The following is a 17,992-nucleotide window of genomic DNA, read 5'->3' as shown; positions in this document are numbered from 1 at the left end:
TATTCGTCTCGAATTTCGAGATTCATGTCTTCAGACACCGCCCCCAGCCTGCGCCTGATCGAGCTGCTCGAACTGCTCGCCGCGCAGCAGCGCCCGCTGAGCCTGGCCGAGCTGCTGGCCATCGGCCCCTGGCCCAAGCCGACGCTGCACCGGATGCTGCAACAGCTGGAAACCGGTGGCCTGCTGCAGCGCGAGCCCGATGGCCGCCGCTACGCGCTCGGCTCGCGCACGGTGCGCCTGGCCGAATCCGCGCTGGCCGCCAGCGCGCAGCAGGGCGTGCGCCATGCGGTGCTGCGCCAGCTGGTGGCCGACATCGGCGAGAGCTGCAACCTCACCGCCCTGTCCGGTGCCGAGGTGATCTACCTGGACCGGGTGGAGGCCGCCTTCCCGCTGCGCATGGAGCTGCGTGCCGGCACGCGCGTGCCGCTGCACGCCTCGGCCAGCGGCAAGCTGTTCCTCGCCTTCATGAGCGCGCGCCAGCGCAAGCCGCTGCTGGAGCAGCTGACGCTGACGCGACATACCGCCACCACGCTGGCCACCCGTGCTGCGCTGGATACCGAGCTGGAGCGCGTCAGGCGCGAGGGCCATGCGGTCGATGCCGAGGAGTTCGTGGACGGCCTCGTCTGCGTGGCCGTGCCGGTGCGCGACGGCGCGACGCAGACGGTGCGCTGTGCGGTGGCGCTGCAGGCGCCGGCGGCGCGGATGCCGCTGGCGCAAGCCCTGACCCTGGTGCCGCGGCTGCGCGAGGCCGCTGCGGCGCTGGAGCGGAGCTTCTAGGCCGCGACCGCGCTGCGGGCGCGGATCTGCATCACGCCCTTGGCGATGCAGTAGATGGCGAAGGCATGGAAGGCGACCGGCATCCAGTCCTCGAACTTCACGAAGATCAGCGCATCGAGCGCATAGACGACCAGCCCCGCGTAGAAGGCCCACAGGCGTTCCTTCTGCGCCATCCACCCCATGACGAGATAGAAGCCGATGGTCACCGCCGCTGCGGCGATGGCGGCGCCGAGGTTCTGCGCAAGCATCACATTGGTCAGCGTGGTCAGCCCCAGGCCCACGACGAAGCTGGTGTCACTGCCTGAAAAGAACAGCACGGTGTTCACGAGCGATAGGCCCGCGATCCACCAGAACCAGCGGGCGGCGGACAGGACGATCGGGTCGGACGATGGGTCGGCATTCATTGTTGGGTTCTCCCTGGATCGCCACCGGGACGGCGGCGGCGCGGCATGGTGCCACGGCACGCCGTCCGGGCTCCTCCAGAGAAGCCCCAACAGCACCTATCCCGCGTACTTCACCGAACACCCATACGGCCGTGTGCTCGCCTGCGCCACCTTGCGGCCGGCCGCCACGTCGGCGAGCGCCAGCTTCACATACGGCTCGGCCTTGGCGATGTCGTCCTTGTTGGCGGTGGCGAGGCTGTCGATGCCGCCCTTGTAGGCCAGCGTGCCGTCCGGCCGGATGACGTACATGTGCGGCGTGGTGCGGGCCTCGTAGGCGCGGCCGATGGCACCGCTCGGGTCCAGCAGCGTGGCCGCGGGGGCGGCGCCGCGCTGGGCGTTCAGCTGCTGCGCGGTGGCGCCGTCCACATAACCCTGCTCGCCGCTGGCCGAGGAGATCACCTGCAGCCACACGATGCCGTGCGCGGCCGCGTCCTTCTGCTGCGAGGGGATGTTGCCGCTCTCGTAGTGCTTGCGCACATAGGGGCACTCGTGGTTCGTCCATTCCAGCACCACCGTCTTGCCGCGCAGGCTGGCCAGGTCCAGCGAGCGGCCGTCGGCGGTCTTCGCCGTGAAGCCCGGGGCAGGCTGGTCCAGCGTGGCCGCGGCGCGAGCGCCTATCGGCACGGCCATGGCCACGGCCAGGCCGAGGCTCAACATCAGCATCCTCTTCATCATGAGCTAACTCCTGATTTCAGCGCATCGATGACGATAGCCGGCGTCAGCAGCTGCGGCAATACGGCCGCCTCGCCGCCGCCGGGCGGGAAATAGAGATACAGCGGCACGCCGGAGCGGCCGTGCTCGGCCAGCAGCGCCGTGATGCGGGCGTCCTGCCGAGTCCAGTCGCCCTTCAGGTAGTGGACGCCGCCGCGCTCGAAGGCCTCGCGCACCTCCGGCCGCGCCAGCGCCACACGCTCGTTGACGAGGCAGGAGATGCACCAGGCGGCCGTGAGGTTGACGAACACCGGCTTGCCCTCGGCGCGCAGCGCCGCCAGGCGCTCGGGCGAATAGGCCTGGGCGGCCTCGCCGGCCGGCGGCGCGGGTCGCAGGGCCACGACGCCGCCGGCCAGCGTCGCCACCAGCACCAGCGCCGCCAGCCCCTCGCGCCAGCGCCCGGGCCGCAGCGCCATGCGCAGCCAGGCCGCGAAGCCCAGCGCCAGCATGCCGGCCAGCGCGGTCAGCACGCCGCCGGCACCGGCCTGCTGCGCCAGCACCCAGACCAGCCAGATCGCGGCGCCATACATCGGGAAGGCCAGCGCCTGCTTCAGCACCTCCATCCACGGCCCCGGCCGCGGCAGCCAGCGCTGCAGCAACGGCCACCAGCTCAGCAGCAGGTAGGGCAGCGCCAGGCCCAGGCCCAGGCTGAGGAAGACGGCCAGCAGTTCGGGCGCCGGCTGTGCCAGCGCGTAGGCCAGCGCCGCGCCCATGAAAGGCGCCGTGCAGGGCGTGGCCACCACCGCGGCCAGCACGCCGGTGAAGAAGCTGCCGGCGACGCCCGGCTTCTCCGCCAGGCCCGCGCCGAGTCCGGCGGCCGAGGCGCCGACCTCCAGCAGCCCCGACAGGCTCAGGCCCACCGCGAACAGCAGCCAGGCCACGATCAGCACGAACAGCGGCGACTGGAACTGCAGGCCCCAGCCGACCTCGGCGCCCGCCGTCCTCAGCGCCAGCAGCACGGCGGCCAGCGCGGCAAAGCTGGCCAGCACGCCCGCCGCATAGGCCAGGCCCAGGCGCCGTGTCGCGGCGGCCGAATCGCGCGCCTGGTTCGCCAGGCTCAGCGCCTTGATCGACAGCACCGGAAACACGCAGGGCATCAGGTTCAGCACCAGGCCGCCGGCCAGGGCCAGCAGCAGCGCGGCGGTCAGGCCCAGGTCGGCCGCCGGAGCAGCCGACCGTGGCGACACCGCACCGGGCAGCGGCAAGTCCACCTGGTAGGCCGCGTCGCCGACCCGGAGCACGCCCGCCAGCGCCTTGGCCGGCGGCGCCTCGCCGGCCGGCAGCCGCAGCCGCCATTCGCCGCCCGCCTGGGTCAGCGGCTGCGGCGCGCTGTGATCGACCACGCCCCAGGCGCTCGGAAAGAACCAGGCCTTCTCGGCTGTGCCGTCCGAGGGCCAGTGCAGGGTCAGGTCTTGCCCATCGTGGCTGACACGCAGCGGCCAGGGCAAGGGCTTCGGCAGCCGCGCCTCTGCAGCGGCCAGGGCCGGCGCATCGGCACTGGCCACCGCGGCGGCCGCCACCGGCAGGTCCAGGCCCAGCGTGACCGTCTGCGGGATGCAGATGTCCTTGCAGACCAGCCAGGTCGCGGTCACGGTGGGAGCAAAGCGCTCGCCGGACCTGGCGGCGGCGGGCACCGTCAGCGTGGACAGCAGCAGCACCTCGTCGCTGTAGCCGTAGTTGGTCACCGGCCCCAGCGACTGCCGGCTCGGCGCGGGCCAGTCGATCGGCGTGGCCGTGGCGCCGGCCGGCAGCTGCCAGTCGAGGCTGGTGGCCTGGCCGGAGTCACCCGGGTTGATCCAGTAGGTGTGCCAGTGCGGCGCGATGCGCTGGCGCAGCGCCAGGCGCAGGCGCTGGCCCGGCTGCACGACGGCATGTGCGGCCAGCAGCGAGGCCTCCACCTCGTCGGTGCGGGCAGTCGACGGCTCGGCGCCCGCGACAGCAGGGATGCCGCTGAGAATCGCCGTTATCAGGATCAGCGCCTTGGTCAGCATGCCGCGATGCTATCGCCGCGGCCCTGCCAGCGGCTACAGTCCATGCACCCGCGTGGAGACCCTGAATTGACCCTTGCCGCCCCCGTGACCGTCGACCCCGCCAAGCGTTCGCATGCGCAAGCGCGCGTGGTGCAGGCGCTGTCCGCCCACCTGCCCGCCCACGCGCTGCTGTGGCACGGGGAGGACACGATCCCTTACGAATGCGACGGCCTGACCGCCTACCGCGAGCGCCCGCTGCTGGTCGCGCTGCCCGAGACCGAGGAGCAGGTGGCCGCGGTGCTGCGCGTCTGCCATGCGATGCAGGTGCCGGTGGTGGCACGCGGCGCGGGCACCGGGCTGTCCGGCGGCGCGATGCCGCATGCGATGGGCGTGACGCTGGCCTTGGCCAAGTTCAGGAAGATCGTCCGCATCGACCCGGTCGCCCGCACCGCCACCGTGCAGTGCGGCGTGCGCAACCTGGCCATCTCCGAGGCTGCCGCCCCGCACGGCCTGTACTACGCGCCGGACCCGAGCAGCCAGATCGCCTGCACGATCGGCGGCAACGTGGCCGAGAACTCCGGCGGCGTGCACTGCCTCAAGTACGGCCTCACCTTGCATAACGTGCTGCGTGTACGGGGCTTCACCGTCGAGGGCGAGGCGGTCGAGTTCGGCTCCGAGGCGCTGGACGCGGCGGGGCTGGACCTGCTGTCGGTCATCGTCGGCAGCGAGGGCATGCTGGCCGTGACCACCGAGGTGACGGTGAAGCTCGTGCCCAAGCCGACGCTGGCGCGCTGCATCATGGCCAGCTTCGACGACATCCGCAAGGCCGGCGACGCGGTGGCCAACATCATCGCCGCCGGCATCATCCCGGCCGGCCTCGAGATGATGGACAGGCCGATGACGGCGGCGGTGGAGGACTTCGTCAAGGCTGGCTACGACCTCGACGCCGAGGCCATCCTGCTGTGCGAGAGCGACGGCACGCCCGACGAAGTGGCCGAGGAAGTGGCCCGCATGGAGGCGGTGCTGCAGGCAAGCGGCGCCACGCGCTGCGAGGTCAGCGCGGACGAGGCGCAGCGGCTGCGCTTCTGGAGCGGGCGCAAGAACGCCTTCCCCGCCTCGGGCCGCATCAGCCCCGACTACATGTGCATGGACTCGACGATCCCGCGCAAGAACCTCGCCGACATCCTGCTGGCGATCCAGCAGATGGAGAAGAAGTACCAATTGCGCTGCGCCAACGTCTTCCATGCCGGCGACGGCAACCTGCATCCGCTGATCCTGTTCGATGCCTCCGACCCGGACCAGCTGCACCGCTGCGAACTCTTCGGCGCCGAGATCCTGGAGACCAGCGTCGCGCTGGGCGGCACGGTGACCGGCGAGCACGGCGTGGGCATCGAGAAGCTGAACTCGATGTGTGTGCAGTTCTCCGAGGCCGAGCGCGAGCAGATGTTGGCGGTGAAGGCCGCCTTCGACCCGCTCTCGCTGCTCAACCCGGGCAAGGTGATCCCGACACTGCACCGCTGCGCCGAGTACGGCCGCATGCATGTCAGCAAGGGGCTGCTGGCGCACCCCGAGCTGCCGAGGTTCTGAACACGACATGCAGCAGATCCAGGAACAGATCAAGGACGCCGCCGCGCGCGGCGCCACCCTCAACATCCAGGGCCACGGCAGCAAGGCCTTCTACGGCCATGCACCCGCGGGCGAACTGCTCGACATGCGCCGCATCGCCGGCGTCAGCAGCTACGAGCCGAGCGAGCTGGTCGTCACTGCCAAGGCCGGCACGCCGCTGATCGAGCTGGAGACGCTGCTGGCCGGCGAAGGCCAGTACCTGCCCTTCGAACCGCCGCGCTTCGGCGGGCAGGGCACGGTGGGCGGCATGGTCGCCGCCGGCCTGAGCGGCCCGTCCCGCGCCACCGTCGGCTCGGTGCGCGACCATGTGCTGGGCGTGACGATGCTCAACGGCCGGGGCGAGGCGATGAGCTTCGGCGGCACGGTGATGAAGAACGTGGCCGGCTACGACGTCTCGCGACTGATGGCCGGCTCGATGGGCCTGCTGGGCGTGATCGCCGAGGTCTCGCTGAAGGTGCTGCCCTTCCCCACCGCTCGCACGACGCTGCGCTTCGACCTCGGCCAGCAGCAGGCGCTGACCCAGCTCAACCGCTGGGGCGGCCAGCCGCTGCCGATCAATGCCAGCGCCTGGTGGGACGGCGCGCTGGTGCTGCGCCTGGCCGGCGCGGCCGCCGCCATCGAGGCCGCCCGCCGCACGCTGGGCGGCGACACGATTCCCGACGAACTGGCCGAGCCCTTCTGGGCCGGCCTGCGCGACCACCAGGACGAGTTCTTCGTCGGCGCGGCCAGGGCCGTCGAGGGCGGCGCGCGGCTGTGGCGCCTGTCGGTGCCGCAGACCGCGCCGGCATTGACCAACCTGCACGGCGAGCAGCTGCTGGAATGGGGTGGCGCGCAGCGCTGGGTCGCCACGCCCTTGCCCGCCGCGCAGCTGCGCGAGGCCGCGGCCAAGGCCGGTGGCCATGCCACGCTGTTCCGCGCCCAGGACAAGAGCGCCGGCGTGTTCGCGCCGCTGAGTGCGCCGCTGGCGCGCATCCATCGCGAGCTGAAGAAGTCGTTCGACCCGCAAGGCGTGTTCAACCGCGGCCGCATGTACCCCGAGCTCTGATGCAGACCACCCTCTCCCCCGAATTCAAGGGCACGCTCGAAGGCGAGCAGGCCGAGGCCGTGCTGCGCAAGTGCGTGCACTGCGGCTTCTGCACCGCCACCTGCCCGACCTACCAGCTGCTCGGCGACGAGCTGGACGGCCCGCGTGGCCGCATCTACCTGATCAAGCAGGTGCTGGAGGGCGCCGAGCCGACCCGCGCCACCCAGCTCCACCTGGACCGCTGCCTGACCTGCCGCAACTGCGAGAGCACCTGCCCCTCGGGCGTCGAATACGGCCAGCTGGTGGAGATCGGCCGCAACATCGTCGAGGCCAAGGTGAAGCGCCCTGCGGCTGAGCGCGCCGTGCGCTGGCTGCTGAAGGAAGGTTTGCCCTCCGCCGCCTTCAAGCCGGCGATGAAGCTGGGCCAGATGGTGCGCCCGCTGCTGCCCGGTTCGCTGAAGGACAAGGTGCCGCCCAAGGCCCCGCCGCGCGCGCACGACTGGCCGATGCGCACCCACCCGCGCAAGGTGGCGATGCTGCTGGGCTGCGTGCAGCCCAGCATGCTGCCGAACATCAACAGCGCCACCGCCCGCGTGCTGGACGCCGCCGGCATCCAGACCCTGGTGGCCGACGAGGCCGGCTGCTGCGGCGCGATCCGCTCGCACATGAGCGACCACGCCGGCGGCCTGGACGACATGCGCCGCAACGTGGACGCCTGGTGGCCGCTGATCAGCGGCGTGGCCGGCGCGGACGGCACGGTCGAGGCGCTGGTGATGAACGCCTCCGGCTGCGGCGTCACGGTGAAGGAGTACGGCCGCGCGCTGGCCCATGACGCGGCCTACGCCGAGAAGGCCGCCCGCGTCAGCGCCGCCACGGTCGACCTCTCCGAGCTGCTGCCCGAGCTGCTGCCGGTGCTGAAGAAGAAGCTGCGCGGCAAGCCGGCGCCCAAGCTCGCCTACCACCCGCCCTGCACGCTGCAGCACGGCCAGCAGCTGCGCGGCGGCGTCGAGGCCTGCCTGCGCGAGCTGGGCTTCGAGATCTCGGTCGCGCCCAGCGACAGCCACCTCTGCTGCGGCTCGGCCGGCACCTACTCGGTGCTGCAGCCGGTGCTGTCCAAGCAGCTGCGCGACAACAAGCTCAAGGCCCTGGCCCCGCTGCATGCCGACGCCATCGTCTCGGCCAATATCGGCTGCATCCAGCACTTGCAGAGCGGCAGCGAGACGCCGGTACGGCACTGGATCGAGCTGCTCGACGACGCCCTCCAGGCATGACCTGACCCCATCTGTTCGCATAGCGCGCACCCCCGGGCAAACCTGTAGCGACTTTGTAATCGGTCGTTTCCAGAATAGGGATGGAGAGAACAACGATGGAGGGGGAGCTGGAGGGCTCCACAGCTGAACACAGCTGATCGGGCCGGGCGGAAACGTCCGGCCCTTTTTCTTGGCCGGGATCGCCGACACTTGCCGCTTCACCCGCACGCCGCCGACCTTCCATGTCCAAGTTCCGCCTTGCCCTGCCCGCGCTGCTGCTCGCCGCTGCGCTGAGCGCCTGCACGACGACGCCCCCCGCACCGACCGTTGCCGCGGCGCCGCCGAAGCTGTTTGTTTTCATCGCCATCGACGGGCTGCCGATGCGCCAGGTGCTGGCCTACCGCGACCAGCTGCAGCCGGACGGCTTCCGCCGCTTCCTCGACCAGGGCGCCTGGTTCGCGAACATGCATTACGGCCACGGCTTCACCGTCACCGCGGCCGGCCATTCGATCATGCTGACCGGCGCCTATCCGCAGCGCAGCGGCATCATCGGCAACGAATGGCGCGACCCGGTCACCGGCGCCGAGGTCTACAACACGCAGGACGAGGCCTACCGCTACATCGGCATTGCCAAGACCCCGGCCCTGGCCGGCACCAGCCCGCGCATGATGCTGGCCGAGACGGTCGGCGACGTGCTGCGCGAAGGCCAGCCCGCCGCCAAGGTGATCGGCATCTCGGGCAAGGACCGCGGCGCGATCCTGCCGGCCGGCCATCTGGGCACGGCCTATATGTACATGAGCGAAAACGGCAGCTTCTCGTCCAGCACCTACTACATGAGCGCGCATCCGGCCTGGGTGGATGCGTTCAACGGCGCGCACCCCGCCGATGCCTTCTTCCACAAGTCGTGGGCGCCGCTGCTCCCGGAGACCGCCTACGCCCGCTCGGTGCCGGATGGCCAACCCTGGCAGTCCGCCGACGGCAACGGCAACCGCCTACCCGCCGAGCTCGGCGCGGGCCAGGACAAGCCCGGGCCGAAGTTCTACGCCAGCATCCTGCCCTCGCCCTATGGCGACCAGCTGACGCTGGACTTCGCCCGCGCCGCCGTCGCCGGCGAGCAGCTGGGCGCCGATGCGGTGCCGGACATCCTGACGGTGAGCTTGTCCAGCCACGACTACGTCAACCACGCCTTCGGCCCCGAGTCGCGCCTGTCGCACGACCACGTCCTGCAGCTGGATGCCTCGCTGCAGGCCTTCTTCCGCGACCTGGATGCCAAGGTCGGCCGCGGCAACTACGTGCTGATGCTGACCGCCGACCACGGCTTCGCCGACACGCCCGAGTGGGCGAAGACGCAGGGCCGCGATGCCGGCCGGCTGGCCTCGGCCACGCTGGTCGCCACGCTCAACGAAGGCCTGCAGAAGCAGTTCGGCCCCGGCAAGTGGGCCACCGCCTTCTCGGCCTCCGGCGTGCTGTTCGACGAGAAGCTGATCGCCGCCAAGGGCCTGAAGCCGGACGAGGTGTACGAGGCCGCCAAGCCGCTGCTGCTGAAGATCGACGGCGTGGCCGCCGTGTTCACCGAGGCGCAGCTGCGCGGCACGGACACCGCCACGCCCTACCTCGAGCAGATGCGCAAGTCCTGGTACCCCGGCCGCGCCGCGCCGGTGCAGGTGGTCATCAAGCGCAACTGGCTGTGGGGCTCGCGGCCGGTCGGCAGCTCGCACGGCACGCCCTATGACTACGACACCCACGTGCCGCTGCTGGCCTGGGGCCCGGCCTGGGTGGGCCGGGGCGAGGTGGACCAGCCGGTGGACATGTCCGACGTGGCGCCGACGGTGGCGAAGATCCTCGGCGTGCGCGCGCCCGCGCAGGCCCAGGGCAAGCCCCTCCCCCTGCCGCTGAAGTAACGAGTTAGCTGCCCATGTACGCCTGGTTCGAACGACAGCTCCCGCCCTTCCCCGACACGCCGCCGCCACAGCCGCCGCAGGGCTTCTTCCCCTTCGTCTGGGCCGCCACCGCCGGCTCCCGCGCGCTGGTGGCCGGCATGACGCTGTTCACCGCCGCCACCGGCGCCTTCGAGGCGCTGCTGTTCAGCATGCTGGGCTCGGTGGTGGACTGGCTCAGCGCGGTGCCGACGAACCAGCTCTGGGCCACGCAGAAGGGCAACCTCGCGCTGCTGGCCGCGATCCTGATGGCTAGCCCGCTGCTGGTGGCGCTGCAGACGATCGCCAAGCACCAGGGCCTGGCCAGCAATTTCCCGATGCGGCTGCGCTGGAACTTCCACCGCCACCTGCTCAGCCAGAGCATGAGCTTCTACGCCGACGAGTTCGCCGGCCGCGTGGCCGCCAAGCTGATGCAGACCGCGCTGGCGGTGCGCGACGTCGTGCTGGTGCTGACCGACATCATGGTCTTCATCACGATCTACTTCGTGACGATCCTGGGCGTCGTCGGCCACTTCGACCTGCGCCTGCTGCTGCCCTTCCTGGGCTGGCTGGCCTGCTACATGGCCTCGCTGTGGTACTTCGTGCCGCGCCTGGGCAAGGCCGGCGCCGAGCAGGCCGACGCCCGCAGCGTGATGACCGGCCGCGTGACGGACGCGTACACCAACATCGGCACCGTCAAGCTGTTCAGCCACAGCCATCGCGAGGCCGGCTTCGCCCGCTCGGCGATGCAGGAGTTCCTCGGCACCGCCTACCGGCAGATGCGCCTGGTCAGCAGCTTCGAGGTGGTCAACCACGCGCTCTCGATGGGGCTGATCGCCAGCACCGCCGGCGCCACGCTGTGGCTGTGGATGCAGGGCGAGCTGGGCATTGGCGCCGTGGCCGCGGCCACCGCGATGGCACTGCGCCTGAACGGCATCTCGCACTGGATCATGTGGGAGATGACCGGCCTGTTCGAGAACATCGGCACCGTGCAGGACGGCATGAACACGCTGGCCCGCGGCATCACGGTGAAGGACCGGCCGGACGCGCAGCCGCTGGTGGTCTCGCACGGCGAGATCGAGTTCCAGCATGTCGGCTTCGCCTACGGCGGCAAGAGGCAGGTGCTGAAGGACCTGAGCCTGACGATCCGCGCGGGCGAGAAGATCGGCCTGGTGGGCCGCTCCGGCGCGGGCAAGTCCACGCTGGTGAACCTGCTGCTGCGCTTCCACGACATCGAGCAGGGCCGCGTCCTGGTGGACGGCCAGGACATCGCCGGCGTCACGCAGGACAGCCTGCGCGAGCAGATCGGCATGGTCACGCAGGACACCTCGCTGCTGCACCGCTCGGTGCGCGACAACCTGCTCTACGGCCGGCCCGACGCGACCGAGGCGCAGATGGTCGCCGCCGCCGAGCGCGCCGAGGCCCAGGCCTTCATCGCCGGCCTGACCGACCCCAAGGGCCGCAGCGGCTACGACGCGCACGTGGGCGAGCGCGGCGTCAAGCTCAGTGGCGGCCAGCGCCAGCGGGTGGCGATCGCCCGGGTGATGCTGAAGGACGCGCCGATCCTGCTGCTGGACGAGGCCACCAGCGCGCTCGACTCCGAAGTCGAGGCCGCCATCCAGACCAGCCTGTACCGGCTGATGGAGGGCAAGACGGTGGTGGCCATCGCCCACCGGCTCTCGACGATCGCCGCGATGGACCGGCTGGTCGTGATGGACGAGGGCGAGATCGTCGAGCAGGGCACGCATGCCGAGCTGCTGGCGCACGGCGGGCTCTATGCGCGACTCTGGGCGCACCAGAGCGGCGGCTTCCTCGGCGAGAGCGACGAGTGAGCGGGCCGCTCAGCGCCGGCTGACTTCGCCGGAGCCGTTCACGCGCTGGTGAAGCTGCGGTCGGCCGCTGTAGCTCACGTCGCCGGAGCCGTTGATCTCCACGTCCAGCGTGTCGGCCGAACCGACGCTCATATCGCCCGAGCCGGTCAGCCGGGCCTTGATCGTACGGCCGTCCAGCCGGCGCGCGTCCACGTCGCCCGAGCCGTGCAGCGACCAGCTCTGCGTCTGCGCGCTGCCGGCCACCTGCACGTCGCCGGAGCCGCGCATGTCCACGTTGAAATCGCGCACCTCGATCTGGCCGATGCGCAGGTCGCCGGAGCCCGACAGCGCCAGGCTCAGCGCATCGCCCTTGAAGCGCTCCATGCTGAGGTCGCCGGAGCCGTCGACGGCGATGGCCTGCAGCGTGCGCGCATCGACCACGATGCTGGGCGCGTGGCGCGTGCTGAAGCCGGTGCCCGGCCGCAGGCGCAGGATCAGCGTGTCGCCCTCGACGCGGCTCTCGACCAGCGGCTCGATGTTGTCGTCGGCATGGATGCGCACCGCGTCGGCCGCGGCCTGGCTGACGCGCAGGTCCAGCGGGCCTTCCAGGCGCAGCTTGCTGAACGGAGCGACGCTGCGGCTGCGCTCGACCATCACGCCGGAGCCCTTGATGCGCTGGCCGGCCGGGCCGTACTCGGTCGCGGTGTTGATCGTGAAGGTCCAGGCCTGGGCGCCGGCGGCGGCGGCCAGCAGGAGCGCGCCAAGGACGAGGCTGCGGCGGTGCATGTTCTTCTTCATGAGGATGTGTCGCTCTGCAAGGGTTGAAGCCGCAAGTATGGGAAGCGCGATTGCGGCGGCCCACCGATTGCCGACAGGCTGCAGAATCCACAGGACAGGCTGCGCTTGCACAAGACGGGCGCAGCGGCTTTTTCTTCGCAGGAGTCGGCAATGAAGTGGGAAGGTGAACGCGAGAGTGACAACGTCGAGGACGGGCGCTCCGGTGGTGGTGGTGGTGGTGGCGGCGGCTTCGGTTTCGGCGGCGGCCGCGGCATCGGCATCGGCGGCATCGCGATCGCGCTGCTGGCCTCCTGGGCCTTCGGCATCAACCCCTTGACGGTGCTGGGCCTGATGCAAGGCGGTGGCGGCGGCATGGCCCCGCAGCAGCAGCAGGCGCCCACGCCGACCAGCAAACCGACCGACCCGTCCGCCCGCTTCGTCTCGGTGATCCTGGCCAGCACCGAGGACGTCTGGACCGAGTACTTCGCCCGCAGCAACCAGAAATACGTGGCGCCGCACCTGCACCTGTTCCGCGGCCGCACCGCCACCGCCTGCGGCGCGGGCCAGTCCGCCACCGGGCCGTTCTACTGCCCGGCCGACCAGAAGGTCTACATCGACCTGAGCTTCTACGAGACGATGAAGAACCAGCTCGGCGCGCCGGGCGACTTCGCCCAGGCCTACGTGATCGCCCACGAGGTGGGCCACCACCTGCAGTACCTGCTGGGCACCAGCGAGAAGGTGGACCGCTACCGCCAGCAGCACAACGAGCGCGAGGGCAATGCGGCCAGCGTGAGGTTGGAGCTGCAGGCGGACTGCTATGCCGGCGTCTGGGCCGCGCTCTCGCAGGAGAAGAAGCACTGGCTGGAGGCCGGCGACGTCGAGGAGGCGCTGAACGCGGCCACCCAGATCGGCGACGACACGCTGCAGCGCAAGGCGCGCGGCACGGTGATGCCGGAGAGCTTCACCCACGGCAGCAGCGAGCAGCGAGTGCGCTGGTTCAAGCGGGGCATGAGCAGCGCAAAGCTGAAGGACTGCGACACCTTCAATACGACGTCGCTCTGAGGCCGGTCGGTCGGTCAGTCGGTCAGTCAGTCAGTCCTGCAGCGACACGGCCGGATACCTGGCGGCCAGTGCGGCCACCGTGCCGTCGCGCCGCATCGACTCCCACGCCGCCTGCAGCCGCGCATGCAACGCCGGCGTGCTGCTGCGGCTCAGCCCCATGTAGAGCTTGAAGTCGGACAGCTTGAGCACCGGCTCCACCCGGCCGAAGTCGTAGCCGAAGCTCTCGAAGGTGGCGGCCGCCACGGTGCTGTTCAGCGCGATCAGGTCACAGCGGCCTGCGAAGAGCTTGCGCAGCAGCGCGGCGTGGTCGGGGCTGCGATCCAGCTGGCGGCCCAGCTCGAAACCCCGGGCCAGCAGGTCGCGCTCGGTGGCGTCGTCGCGGATCACGCCGATGCGGTAGCCGCGGACGCTGTCCAGCGTGCTGACGCGCACGTCGGCCCGCGACTTCAGCCGGTACAGGTAGGCGCGGCGCGAGGCGGTGGGCCCGAGCCAGTAGAAGTAGGGCTCGCGCTCGGGCAGCCGCACGATGCTGACCAGCAGCACCCGCGGCTCGGCCAGCGCGCGCTGGTAGGCGCTGGTCCAGGAGTTGAACTCGACCTGGCTGCCCAGGCGGCAGCGGCGCAGCATCTCCTGCATCAGCTCGATCGCGTAGCCGGTGGGGCGGCCGTCGGCGTCCTGGTAGGAATACGGCCGCACCGGCTCGGCCAGGACGGTGAGCGAGGTCTCGGGCGTCTCGTCGGCAGCGCGCGCCACGGCAGCCGGCACGATCAGCGGCAGCCCCAGCAAGCAACGCCTTGCGCGATCCACCATCGTGTCCGTCTCCGTCCTGCTTTCTGCTCAAGCGGTTCAAGCGGCTGGCTTGGGCGGGAAGCGCCGCATCCAGGCCTTGCGCGCCAGGTGCACCAGCACCAGCGGCAGCGGCATGCGCAGGTAGTGCGATCGCACGTACAGCAACCAGCGTGCCCAGCCGGTCCAGCGAGTATCGCAGCTGGGGTGGTCCGGCCGCAGGGCCAGCACCAGCAGCCGCGCCATTGGCGCGCCGCCGCGCGGGCGCAGCGCCGCGACCTCGGCGGCCAGCGCCGGCGGCACCAGCGGGCCGAACAGGCGCTGCAGCTGGGTCAGCGCATGGTGCAGCGGCACGTGCAGGCCCAGCTCGCGGGCCCGCGCCAGCAGCGCCGGCCAGTAGCCCGCGCCCTCCTCGCGCTCGAAGTGCCGCAGCAGGTCCTGCATGTCCAGCAGGTCGCGCAGGCCGCGGTCGAACTCGCCTTCCTGGAACAGGTGGACGGCGCTGTGCAGCAGCATGTCCTCGGGGCCGAGGATGTACAGGCCGGGGGCGTCCGCGATCGGGCGGATGCGCTCCAGCAGCCGGGCGCCGTCGACCTTGAAGCGAGAGGTCGGCGGCGCGATCGTGTGGTGCAGGTCGATCACCGAGTGGCGCCGCAGGTGGCGCAGCGAGGGCACCTCGTGCATCCAGCGGCGGTAGTACATCTGGTTGTAGGCGTCGCGCTCGTCGCTGACCCAGCCGCCGGCCATCAGCGCGCCCTCGGTATCCACGATGCTGCCGCGCGGGACCAGGATGTCGATGTCCGAGAACAGGCGCCCGGCGGCCGGCGGCAGGCCGGCGCGCAGGTAGGCCGCGCCCTTGAGCAGCACGACCGGCACATCGCGGGTCTCTGGCACGGCGCGCATCGACTGGCGGATCTGCTCGACTTCCCAGCTCACCTCGTGGCGCTGGCGCTCGACCAGGCGCAGCGAGCTGCCGACATGGAAGCGCGGCCCCGCCGGAATCGCATCGAACCAGCCGCCGGCCCGCGCGGTCACCGCCAGGCGGGACAGCAGCTGCGCGCTCTCCGCCTGGTCCAGCCCGGTCTCCCACTGCCGCGGCGTCCAGCCGGGCAGGCGCTGCGGCGCCGCGAACAGCGGGGTCATCAGGTCGCCGTCCATCATCTGGTCGCACCTTCCCGCTCGGCGCGCACCAGGCCGTCGAAGACCTCCACCGCATCGTCCAGCCGGCTGTAGCTGAAGTCGTAGCAGTGGCAGGCGTCGACCAGATCGCCCAGGGCCTCGAAGCCCTGGCGGCCCAGCAGCGGGTAGTTGAAGGAGTTGCGGCCCAGCTCGATCGCGCTGTCTGCCCTGGAGCGCGGCAGCAGCACGGGGTCGGCCTCCGGCACGTAGCGGGGGAAGACCAGCCAGCGCGGCAGCGCCACTTCATCCATGCGCCGCACCTGTTCGGCCGGCACCTTCATGTGGGTGACGGAGCCCTTGGCCGTGCCGTGGGTCACCTCGTTGAACACGACGGCGGGCTCGAAGCGCCGCAGCACCTCCACCGACTCGTTCTTGATGCTCACCGGGCGGACCAGCGGCGTGATGCGCCGGTCGGCCTCGTCCAGCGAGACCAGGGCCAGCTCGTCGGTCAGCAGCCGCCAGCCGCGGTGCAGCAGGCCGGCGCACAGCGTGCTCTTGCCGGAGCCCGGCGGGGCCGGCAGCACCAGGGCCAGGCCGTCGCGCTCCAGCACGGCGGCGTGCAGCATCAGGTAGTCATGGGCATAGCCGGCGATGCACCAGTTCATCGCCCATTCCATCTGCGGATAGGCATGCGCCAGCGGCAGCGGCTCGAAGGGCCGGAAGTTGTTGTGCAGCACCTTCACCTGCGGGCGCCAGAAGCGGTGCAGGCCGGTGCCGGTGGGCAGGTCGAGACGGAAATCGGCGAACTCGTCCTCGGCCAGCAGCGGGTAGTCGGCATAGAGCAGGCCCATGCCGGCGGCGATCGATTCGATCGGCGAGCGGATGCGGAAGCCGAAGCGGCCGCTGCGCAGGCCCAGTCCCGGGCCGGCCAGCCGGCGCGCGATCTCGGCCTGGCCCAGGGAACTCAGCAGCGGCGTCATCCGTCGATCGTAGCGGTCAGGCCCAGGCGCTGCAGCGAGGCGAGGGACTCGGGCAGGCGTTCCAGCACGTCGCCCGTTTCAGCCGGATCGAGCTCCAGCTCGGCCGCGATGGCCTCGGCAATGGTCGCGGGCGCGGCCGCGCCGGGTTCCAGCATCAGCAGGACCAGCGCGTCGAGGGTATCGAGCATGTGGGTCTGGCCCGAGCCGCTGTCGAAGACCAGCCATTCCCGCTCCCAGCGGCGCCAGTGCAGGTCGACCAACGGCGCCAGGGCCCAGCGTTCCTCCCGGGCGCCGGCGTCGGCTTCCGGTGGAGGCGTCAACTGGTCGCTTTATTGGTCAGGGTCCAGAGGGTCTGGGCCTGGCTCTTCTGGCTGTCCGTGTACCACTGGCGCACGCCCTTCAGGCCGCCGGTGGTGGTGGTCGAATACGGGAAGGTGCCGGCCGAGTAGAACTTCAGCGAGTTCAGGTAGGCGGCGCACCAGATCGACGAGTCGTCATTGGCCTTCAGGCAGTTCATGACGGTCTTGTTGGTGCCGTTGGGCAGGTAGGTCTGGAAGCAGTCGTAGAAGGTCGCCGACTTCGAGCAGCCGGACGGCCAGGTCACGCCGGTCTGGCACCAGTAGCTGTGGTGGTAGCCCTTGCAGTCGACCTGCGTCACGCCGCCGCCGGCCACGATCGAGTTCACCGCCGAGCCGCAGCCCGACACCGTGGCGTGGACCTTGGTCGTGCCGTTCTGGCAGGTGATGATGGTGGAGCCGGCCAGCGACTGGATCGGCTTGGCCGCCACGGCCAGCACCGCGCCGCCCTTGCCCAGGCCTGAGAGCAGCGCGCGCCGGCGCGCCAGCACGACGCCTTGCAGCGGCGTTTCGTCGCGGGGAGCTTCGGGCTGGGTGGACATGGGGACCTCCGTGTTCGTATCTCAGACCAGACAAGCAAGGTCCGGGCCGGTGGGATTTTGTCGCTGAAATCAGGTACTTATCCGAGACATCCCCCGCCAGTGACCGGGAAATCGCCGCCGACTGTAAACATTGTCGACAGTGTTCCCAAATGCTAGGGATGGTTCTTCGCGATTTAACCGCAAATTGATGACGGACGGCTCCCCCGCGGCTCAGGGGTGTGCCACGGGTTTCACGCGCAGCGCCCGGATCACGCCCACCACCAGCAGCCCGATGCCCAGCAGCGCCAGCGGCTGCGGCATCCGGCCCTGCAGCGCGAAGGCGTAGGCCAGCGCGGACAGGGTCTCGAACACGATCAGCTGGCCCACCAGTGCCGTCGGCAGGCGCTGGCTGGCCTCGTTCCAGCACAGGGTGCCAAGCCAGGACGCGAACAGGCCCACCGCCAGCATCAGCCCGGTGAAGGCCGGTGGCCGCGGGCCCAGCGGCAGGGCGAAGTCCGGCGCCAGCAGCCAGGGCCGCAGCACGACGATCGCCGCCAGCCCCGCCAGCGCCATCGGCAGCGTCACCAGGCCCTGTGCCGTGGCCCAGGCGCGCGGGCTCCGGTCGGCATGGGCGCGCAGCCAGTCGGCATTGCGGATCGGGTACCAGGTCCAGCAGGCCACCGCCGCCACCGCCAGGCCCGCACCCTGCAGGTAGCGGGCCAGCGAGTCCGCATCGGCCGCCCCCAGCGCCGCCAGCTCCACCTGGTTGACGCAGGCGATGCCGGCCGCGATCAGCAGCAGCGAGGGCGCCAGCTGGCGCCAGGGCAGGCGGCCGTCGCGGCGCCGGTTGCGCTGGTTGGAGA

16 protein-coding genes and 1 pseudogene are annotated in these 17,992 nt (G+C 70.9%); 7 read left to right on the top strand and 10 right to left on the bottom strand.

The window, feature by feature from the left end; genetic code table 11:
• The first annotated feature begins 24 nt into the window (after positions 1 to 24).
• A complete protein-coding gene (locus tag B0W88_RS08700) occupies positions 25 to 777 on the top strand; it encodes an IclR family transcriptional regulator (RefSeq protein WP_077034271.1) in 753 nt (250 codons plus the stop codon).
• Here B0W88_RS08700 and B0W88_RS08695 read toward each other — a convergent pair.
• The 3 genes from B0W88_RS08695 to B0W88_RS08685 all read right to left on the bottom strand — a co-directional run bounded on the left by B0W88_RS08695 (position 774) and on the right by B0W88_RS08685 (position 3,922).
• Positions 774 to 1,181 (bottom strand): hypothetical protein, encoded by a 408-nt coding sequence (locus B0W88_RS08695; protein WP_077034270.1) that lies wholly within the window; start codon positions 1,179 to 1,181, stop codon positions 774 to 776. The genes B0W88_RS08700 and B0W88_RS08695 overlap by 4 nt on opposite strands.
• A gap of 96 nt (positions 1,182 to 1,277) precedes the next feature.
• A complete protein-coding gene (locus B0W88_RS08690) occupies positions 1,278 to 1,895 on the bottom strand; it encodes a redoxin domain-containing protein (RefSeq protein WP_198937804.1) in 618 nt (205 codons plus the stop codon).
• Positions 1,892 to 3,922, bottom strand: coding sequence for a protein-disulfide reductase DsbD (locus tag B0W88_RS08685; protein WP_077034269.1), 2,031 nt, complete (start codon positions 3,920 to 3,922; stop codon positions 1,892 to 1,894). Before B0W88_RS08685 ends, B0W88_RS08690 begins: the two co-directional genes overlap by 4 nt.
• Positions 3,923 to 3,964: 42 nt before the next feature.
• Between B0W88_RS08685 and B0W88_RS08680 the strand changes: the two genes are divergently transcribed.
• From B0W88_RS08680 to B0W88_RS08660, 5 genes are all read left to right on the top strand, one after another.
• Positions 3,965 to 5,488 carry an FAD-linked oxidase C-terminal domain-containing protein gene (locus B0W88_RS08680; protein ID WP_077034268.1) on the top strand — a complete coding sequence of 508 codons (1,524 nt, stop codon included), beginning with the start codon at positions 3,965 to 3,967 and terminating at the stop codon, positions 5,486 to 5,488.
• A 7-nt stretch (positions 5,489 to 5,495) separates the two neighbouring features.
• A complete protein-coding gene (glcE, locus tag B0W88_RS08675) occupies positions 5,496 to 6,572 on the top strand; it encodes a glycolate oxidase subunit GlcE (RefSeq protein ID WP_077034267.1) in 1,077 nt (358 codons plus the stop codon).
• Positions 6,572 to 7,822, top strand: coding sequence for a glycolate oxidase subunit GlcF (glcF, locus tag B0W88_RS08670; RefSeq protein ID WP_077034266.1), 1,251 nt, complete (start codon positions 6,572 to 6,574; stop codon positions 7,820 to 7,822). The genes glcE and glcF overlap by 1 nt, the downstream gene beginning before the upstream one ends.
• A gap of 221 nt (positions 7,823 to 8,043) precedes the next feature.
• On the top strand, positions 8,044 to 9,702 hold the full coding sequence (locus B0W88_RS08665) for an alkaline phosphatase family protein (RefSeq protein WP_077034265.1): 1,659 nt from the start codon (positions 8,044 to 8,046) through the stop codon (positions 9,700 to 9,702).
• A 14-nt stretch (positions 9,703 to 9,716) separates the two neighbouring features.
• Positions 9,717 to 11,549: an ABC transporter ATP-binding protein gene (locus B0W88_RS08660; RefSeq protein ID WP_077034264.1), complete on the top strand. Its 1,833-nt coding sequence runs from the start codon at positions 9,717 to 9,719 to the stop codon at positions 11,547 to 11,549.
• A gap of 9 nt (positions 11,550 to 11,558) precedes the next feature.
• Here the strand turns inward: B0W88_RS08660 and B0W88_RS08655 are convergent, their stop codons facing one another.
• Positions 11,559 to 12,326, bottom strand: a complete 768-nt coding sequence (locus tag B0W88_RS08655) for a head GIN domain-containing protein (protein ID WP_077034263.1) — start codon at positions 12,324 to 12,326, stop codon at positions 11,559 to 11,561.
• 150 nt (positions 12,327 to 12,476) lie between these two features.
• On the opposite strand from B0W88_RS08655, the gene B0W88_RS08650 reads away from it, so the two are divergent.
• The gene (locus tag B0W88_RS08650; RefSeq protein ID WP_077034262.1) at positions 12,477 to 13,367 is read left to right on the top strand and encodes a neutral zinc metallopeptidase; all 891 of its coding nucleotides are present in this window, start codon (positions 12,477 to 12,479) and stop codon (positions 13,365 to 13,367) included.
• Between the two features lie 30 nt (positions 13,368 to 13,397).
• Here the strand turns inward: B0W88_RS08650 and B0W88_RS08645 are convergent, their stop codons facing one another.
• From B0W88_RS08645 to B0W88_RS08620, 6 genes and pseudogenes are all read right to left on the bottom strand, one after another.
• The gene (locus B0W88_RS08645; protein WP_083748658.1) at positions 13,398 to 14,177 is read right to left on the bottom strand and encodes an ABC transporter substrate-binding protein; all 780 of its coding nucleotides are present in this window, start codon (positions 14,175 to 14,177) and stop codon (positions 13,398 to 13,400) included.
• A 36-nt stretch (positions 14,178 to 14,213) separates the two neighbouring features.
• The gene (locus tag B0W88_RS08640; protein ID WP_083748657.1) at positions 14,214 to 15,314 is read right to left on the bottom strand and encodes a nucleotidyltransferase family protein; all 1,101 of its coding nucleotides are present in this window, start codon (positions 15,312 to 15,314) and stop codon (positions 14,214 to 14,216) included.
• Positions 15,311 to 16,252 carry an HprK-related kinase A gene (locus tag B0W88_RS08635; protein ID WP_077034259.1) on the bottom strand — a complete coding sequence of 314 codons (942 nt, stop codon included), beginning with the start codon at positions 16,250 to 16,252 and terminating at the stop codon, positions 15,311 to 15,313. Before B0W88_RS08635 ends, B0W88_RS08640 begins: the two co-directional genes overlap by 4 nt.
• Positions 16,249 to 16,572, bottom strand: a complete 324-nt coding sequence (locus B0W88_RS08630; RefSeq protein WP_083748656.1) for an HPr-rel-A system PqqD family peptide chaperone — start codon at positions 16,570 to 16,572, stop codon at positions 16,249 to 16,251. Before B0W88_RS08630 ends, B0W88_RS08635 begins: the two co-directional genes overlap by 4 nt.
• The gene (locus B0W88_RS08625) at positions 16,569 to 17,150 is read right to left on the bottom strand and encodes a hypothetical protein (RefSeq protein WP_077034257.1); all 582 of its coding nucleotides are present in this window, start codon (positions 17,148 to 17,150) and stop codon (positions 16,569 to 16,571) included. The genes B0W88_RS08630 and B0W88_RS08625 overlap by 4 nt, the downstream gene beginning before the upstream one ends.
• A gap of 210 nt (positions 17,151 to 17,360) precedes the next feature.
• Positions 17,361 to 17,992, bottom strand: a pseudogene (locus tag B0W88_RS08620) (EamA/RhaT family transporter); the annotation flags it as partial.

The organism is Pelomonas sp. KK5, from assembly GCF_001984095.1.
Classification (GTDB): domain Bacteria; phylum Pseudomonadota; class Gammaproteobacteria; order Burkholderiales; family Burkholderiaceae_C; genus KK5.
Note: the sequence above shows the minus strand (reverse complement) of the source record. Positions and strands in the feature narration are given on the sequence as shown.

Excerpts from the sequence above, each read along its gene's own strand:
- B0W88_RS08650 (WP_077034262.1), top strand. The coding sequence starts at position 12,477 with ATGAAGTGGGAAGGTGAACGCGAGAGTGACAACGTCGAGGACGGGCGC.
- glcF (WP_077034266.1), top strand. The coding sequence starts at position 6,572 with ATGCAGACCACCCTCTCCCCCGAATTCAAGGGCACGCTCGAAGGCGAG.
- B0W88_RS08690 (WP_198937804.1), bottom strand. The coding sequence starts at position 1,895 with ATGATGAAGAGGATGCTGATGTTGAGCCTCGGCCTGGCCGTGGCCATG.
- B0W88_RS08700 (WP_077034271.1), top strand. The coding sequence starts at position 25 with ATGTCTTCAGACACCGCCCCCAGCCTGCGCCTGATCGAGCTGCTCGAA.
- B0W88_RS08680 (WP_077034268.1), top strand. The coding sequence starts at position 3,965 with ATGCACCCGCGTGGAGACCCTGAATTGACCCTTGCCGCCCCCGTGACC.
- B0W88_RS08695 (WP_077034270.1), bottom strand. The coding sequence starts at position 1,181 with ATGAATGCCGACCCATCGTCCGACCCGATCGTCCTGTCCGCCGCCCGC.
- B0W88_RS08685 (WP_077034269.1), bottom strand. The coding sequence starts at position 3,922 with ATGCTGACCAAGGCGCTGATCCTGATAACGGCGATTCTCAGCGGCATC.
- B0W88_RS08660 (WP_077034264.1), top strand. The coding sequence starts at position 9,717 with ATGTACGCCTGGTTCGAACGACAGCTCCCGCCCTTCCCCGACACGCCG.
- B0W88_RS08635 (WP_077034259.1), bottom strand. The coding sequence starts at position 16,252 with ATGACGCCGCTGCTGAGTTCCCTGGGCCAGGCCGAGATCGCGCGCCGG.
- glcE (WP_077034267.1), top strand. The coding sequence starts at position 5,496 with ATGCAGCAGATCCAGGAACAGATCAAGGACGCCGCCGCGCGCGGCGCC.
- B0W88_RS08640 (WP_083748657.1), bottom strand. The coding sequence starts at position 15,314 with ATGATGGACGGCGACCTGATGACCCCGCTGTTCGCGGCGCCGCAGCGC.
- B0W88_RS08625 (WP_077034257.1), bottom strand. The coding sequence starts at position 17,150 with ATGTCCACCCAGCCCGAAGCTCCCCGCGACGAAACGCCGCTGCAAGGC.
- B0W88_RS08645 (WP_083748658.1), bottom strand. The coding sequence starts at position 14,177 with ATGGTGGATCGCGCAAGGCGTTGCTTGCTGGGGCTGCCGCTGATCGTG.
- B0W88_RS08665 (WP_077034265.1), top strand. The coding sequence starts at position 8,044 with ATGTCCAAGTTCCGCCTTGCCCTGCCCGCGCTGCTGCTCGCCGCTGCG.
- B0W88_RS08655 (WP_077034263.1), bottom strand. The coding sequence starts at position 12,326 with ATGAAGAAGAACATGCACCGCCGCAGCCTCGTCCTTGGCGCGCTCCTG.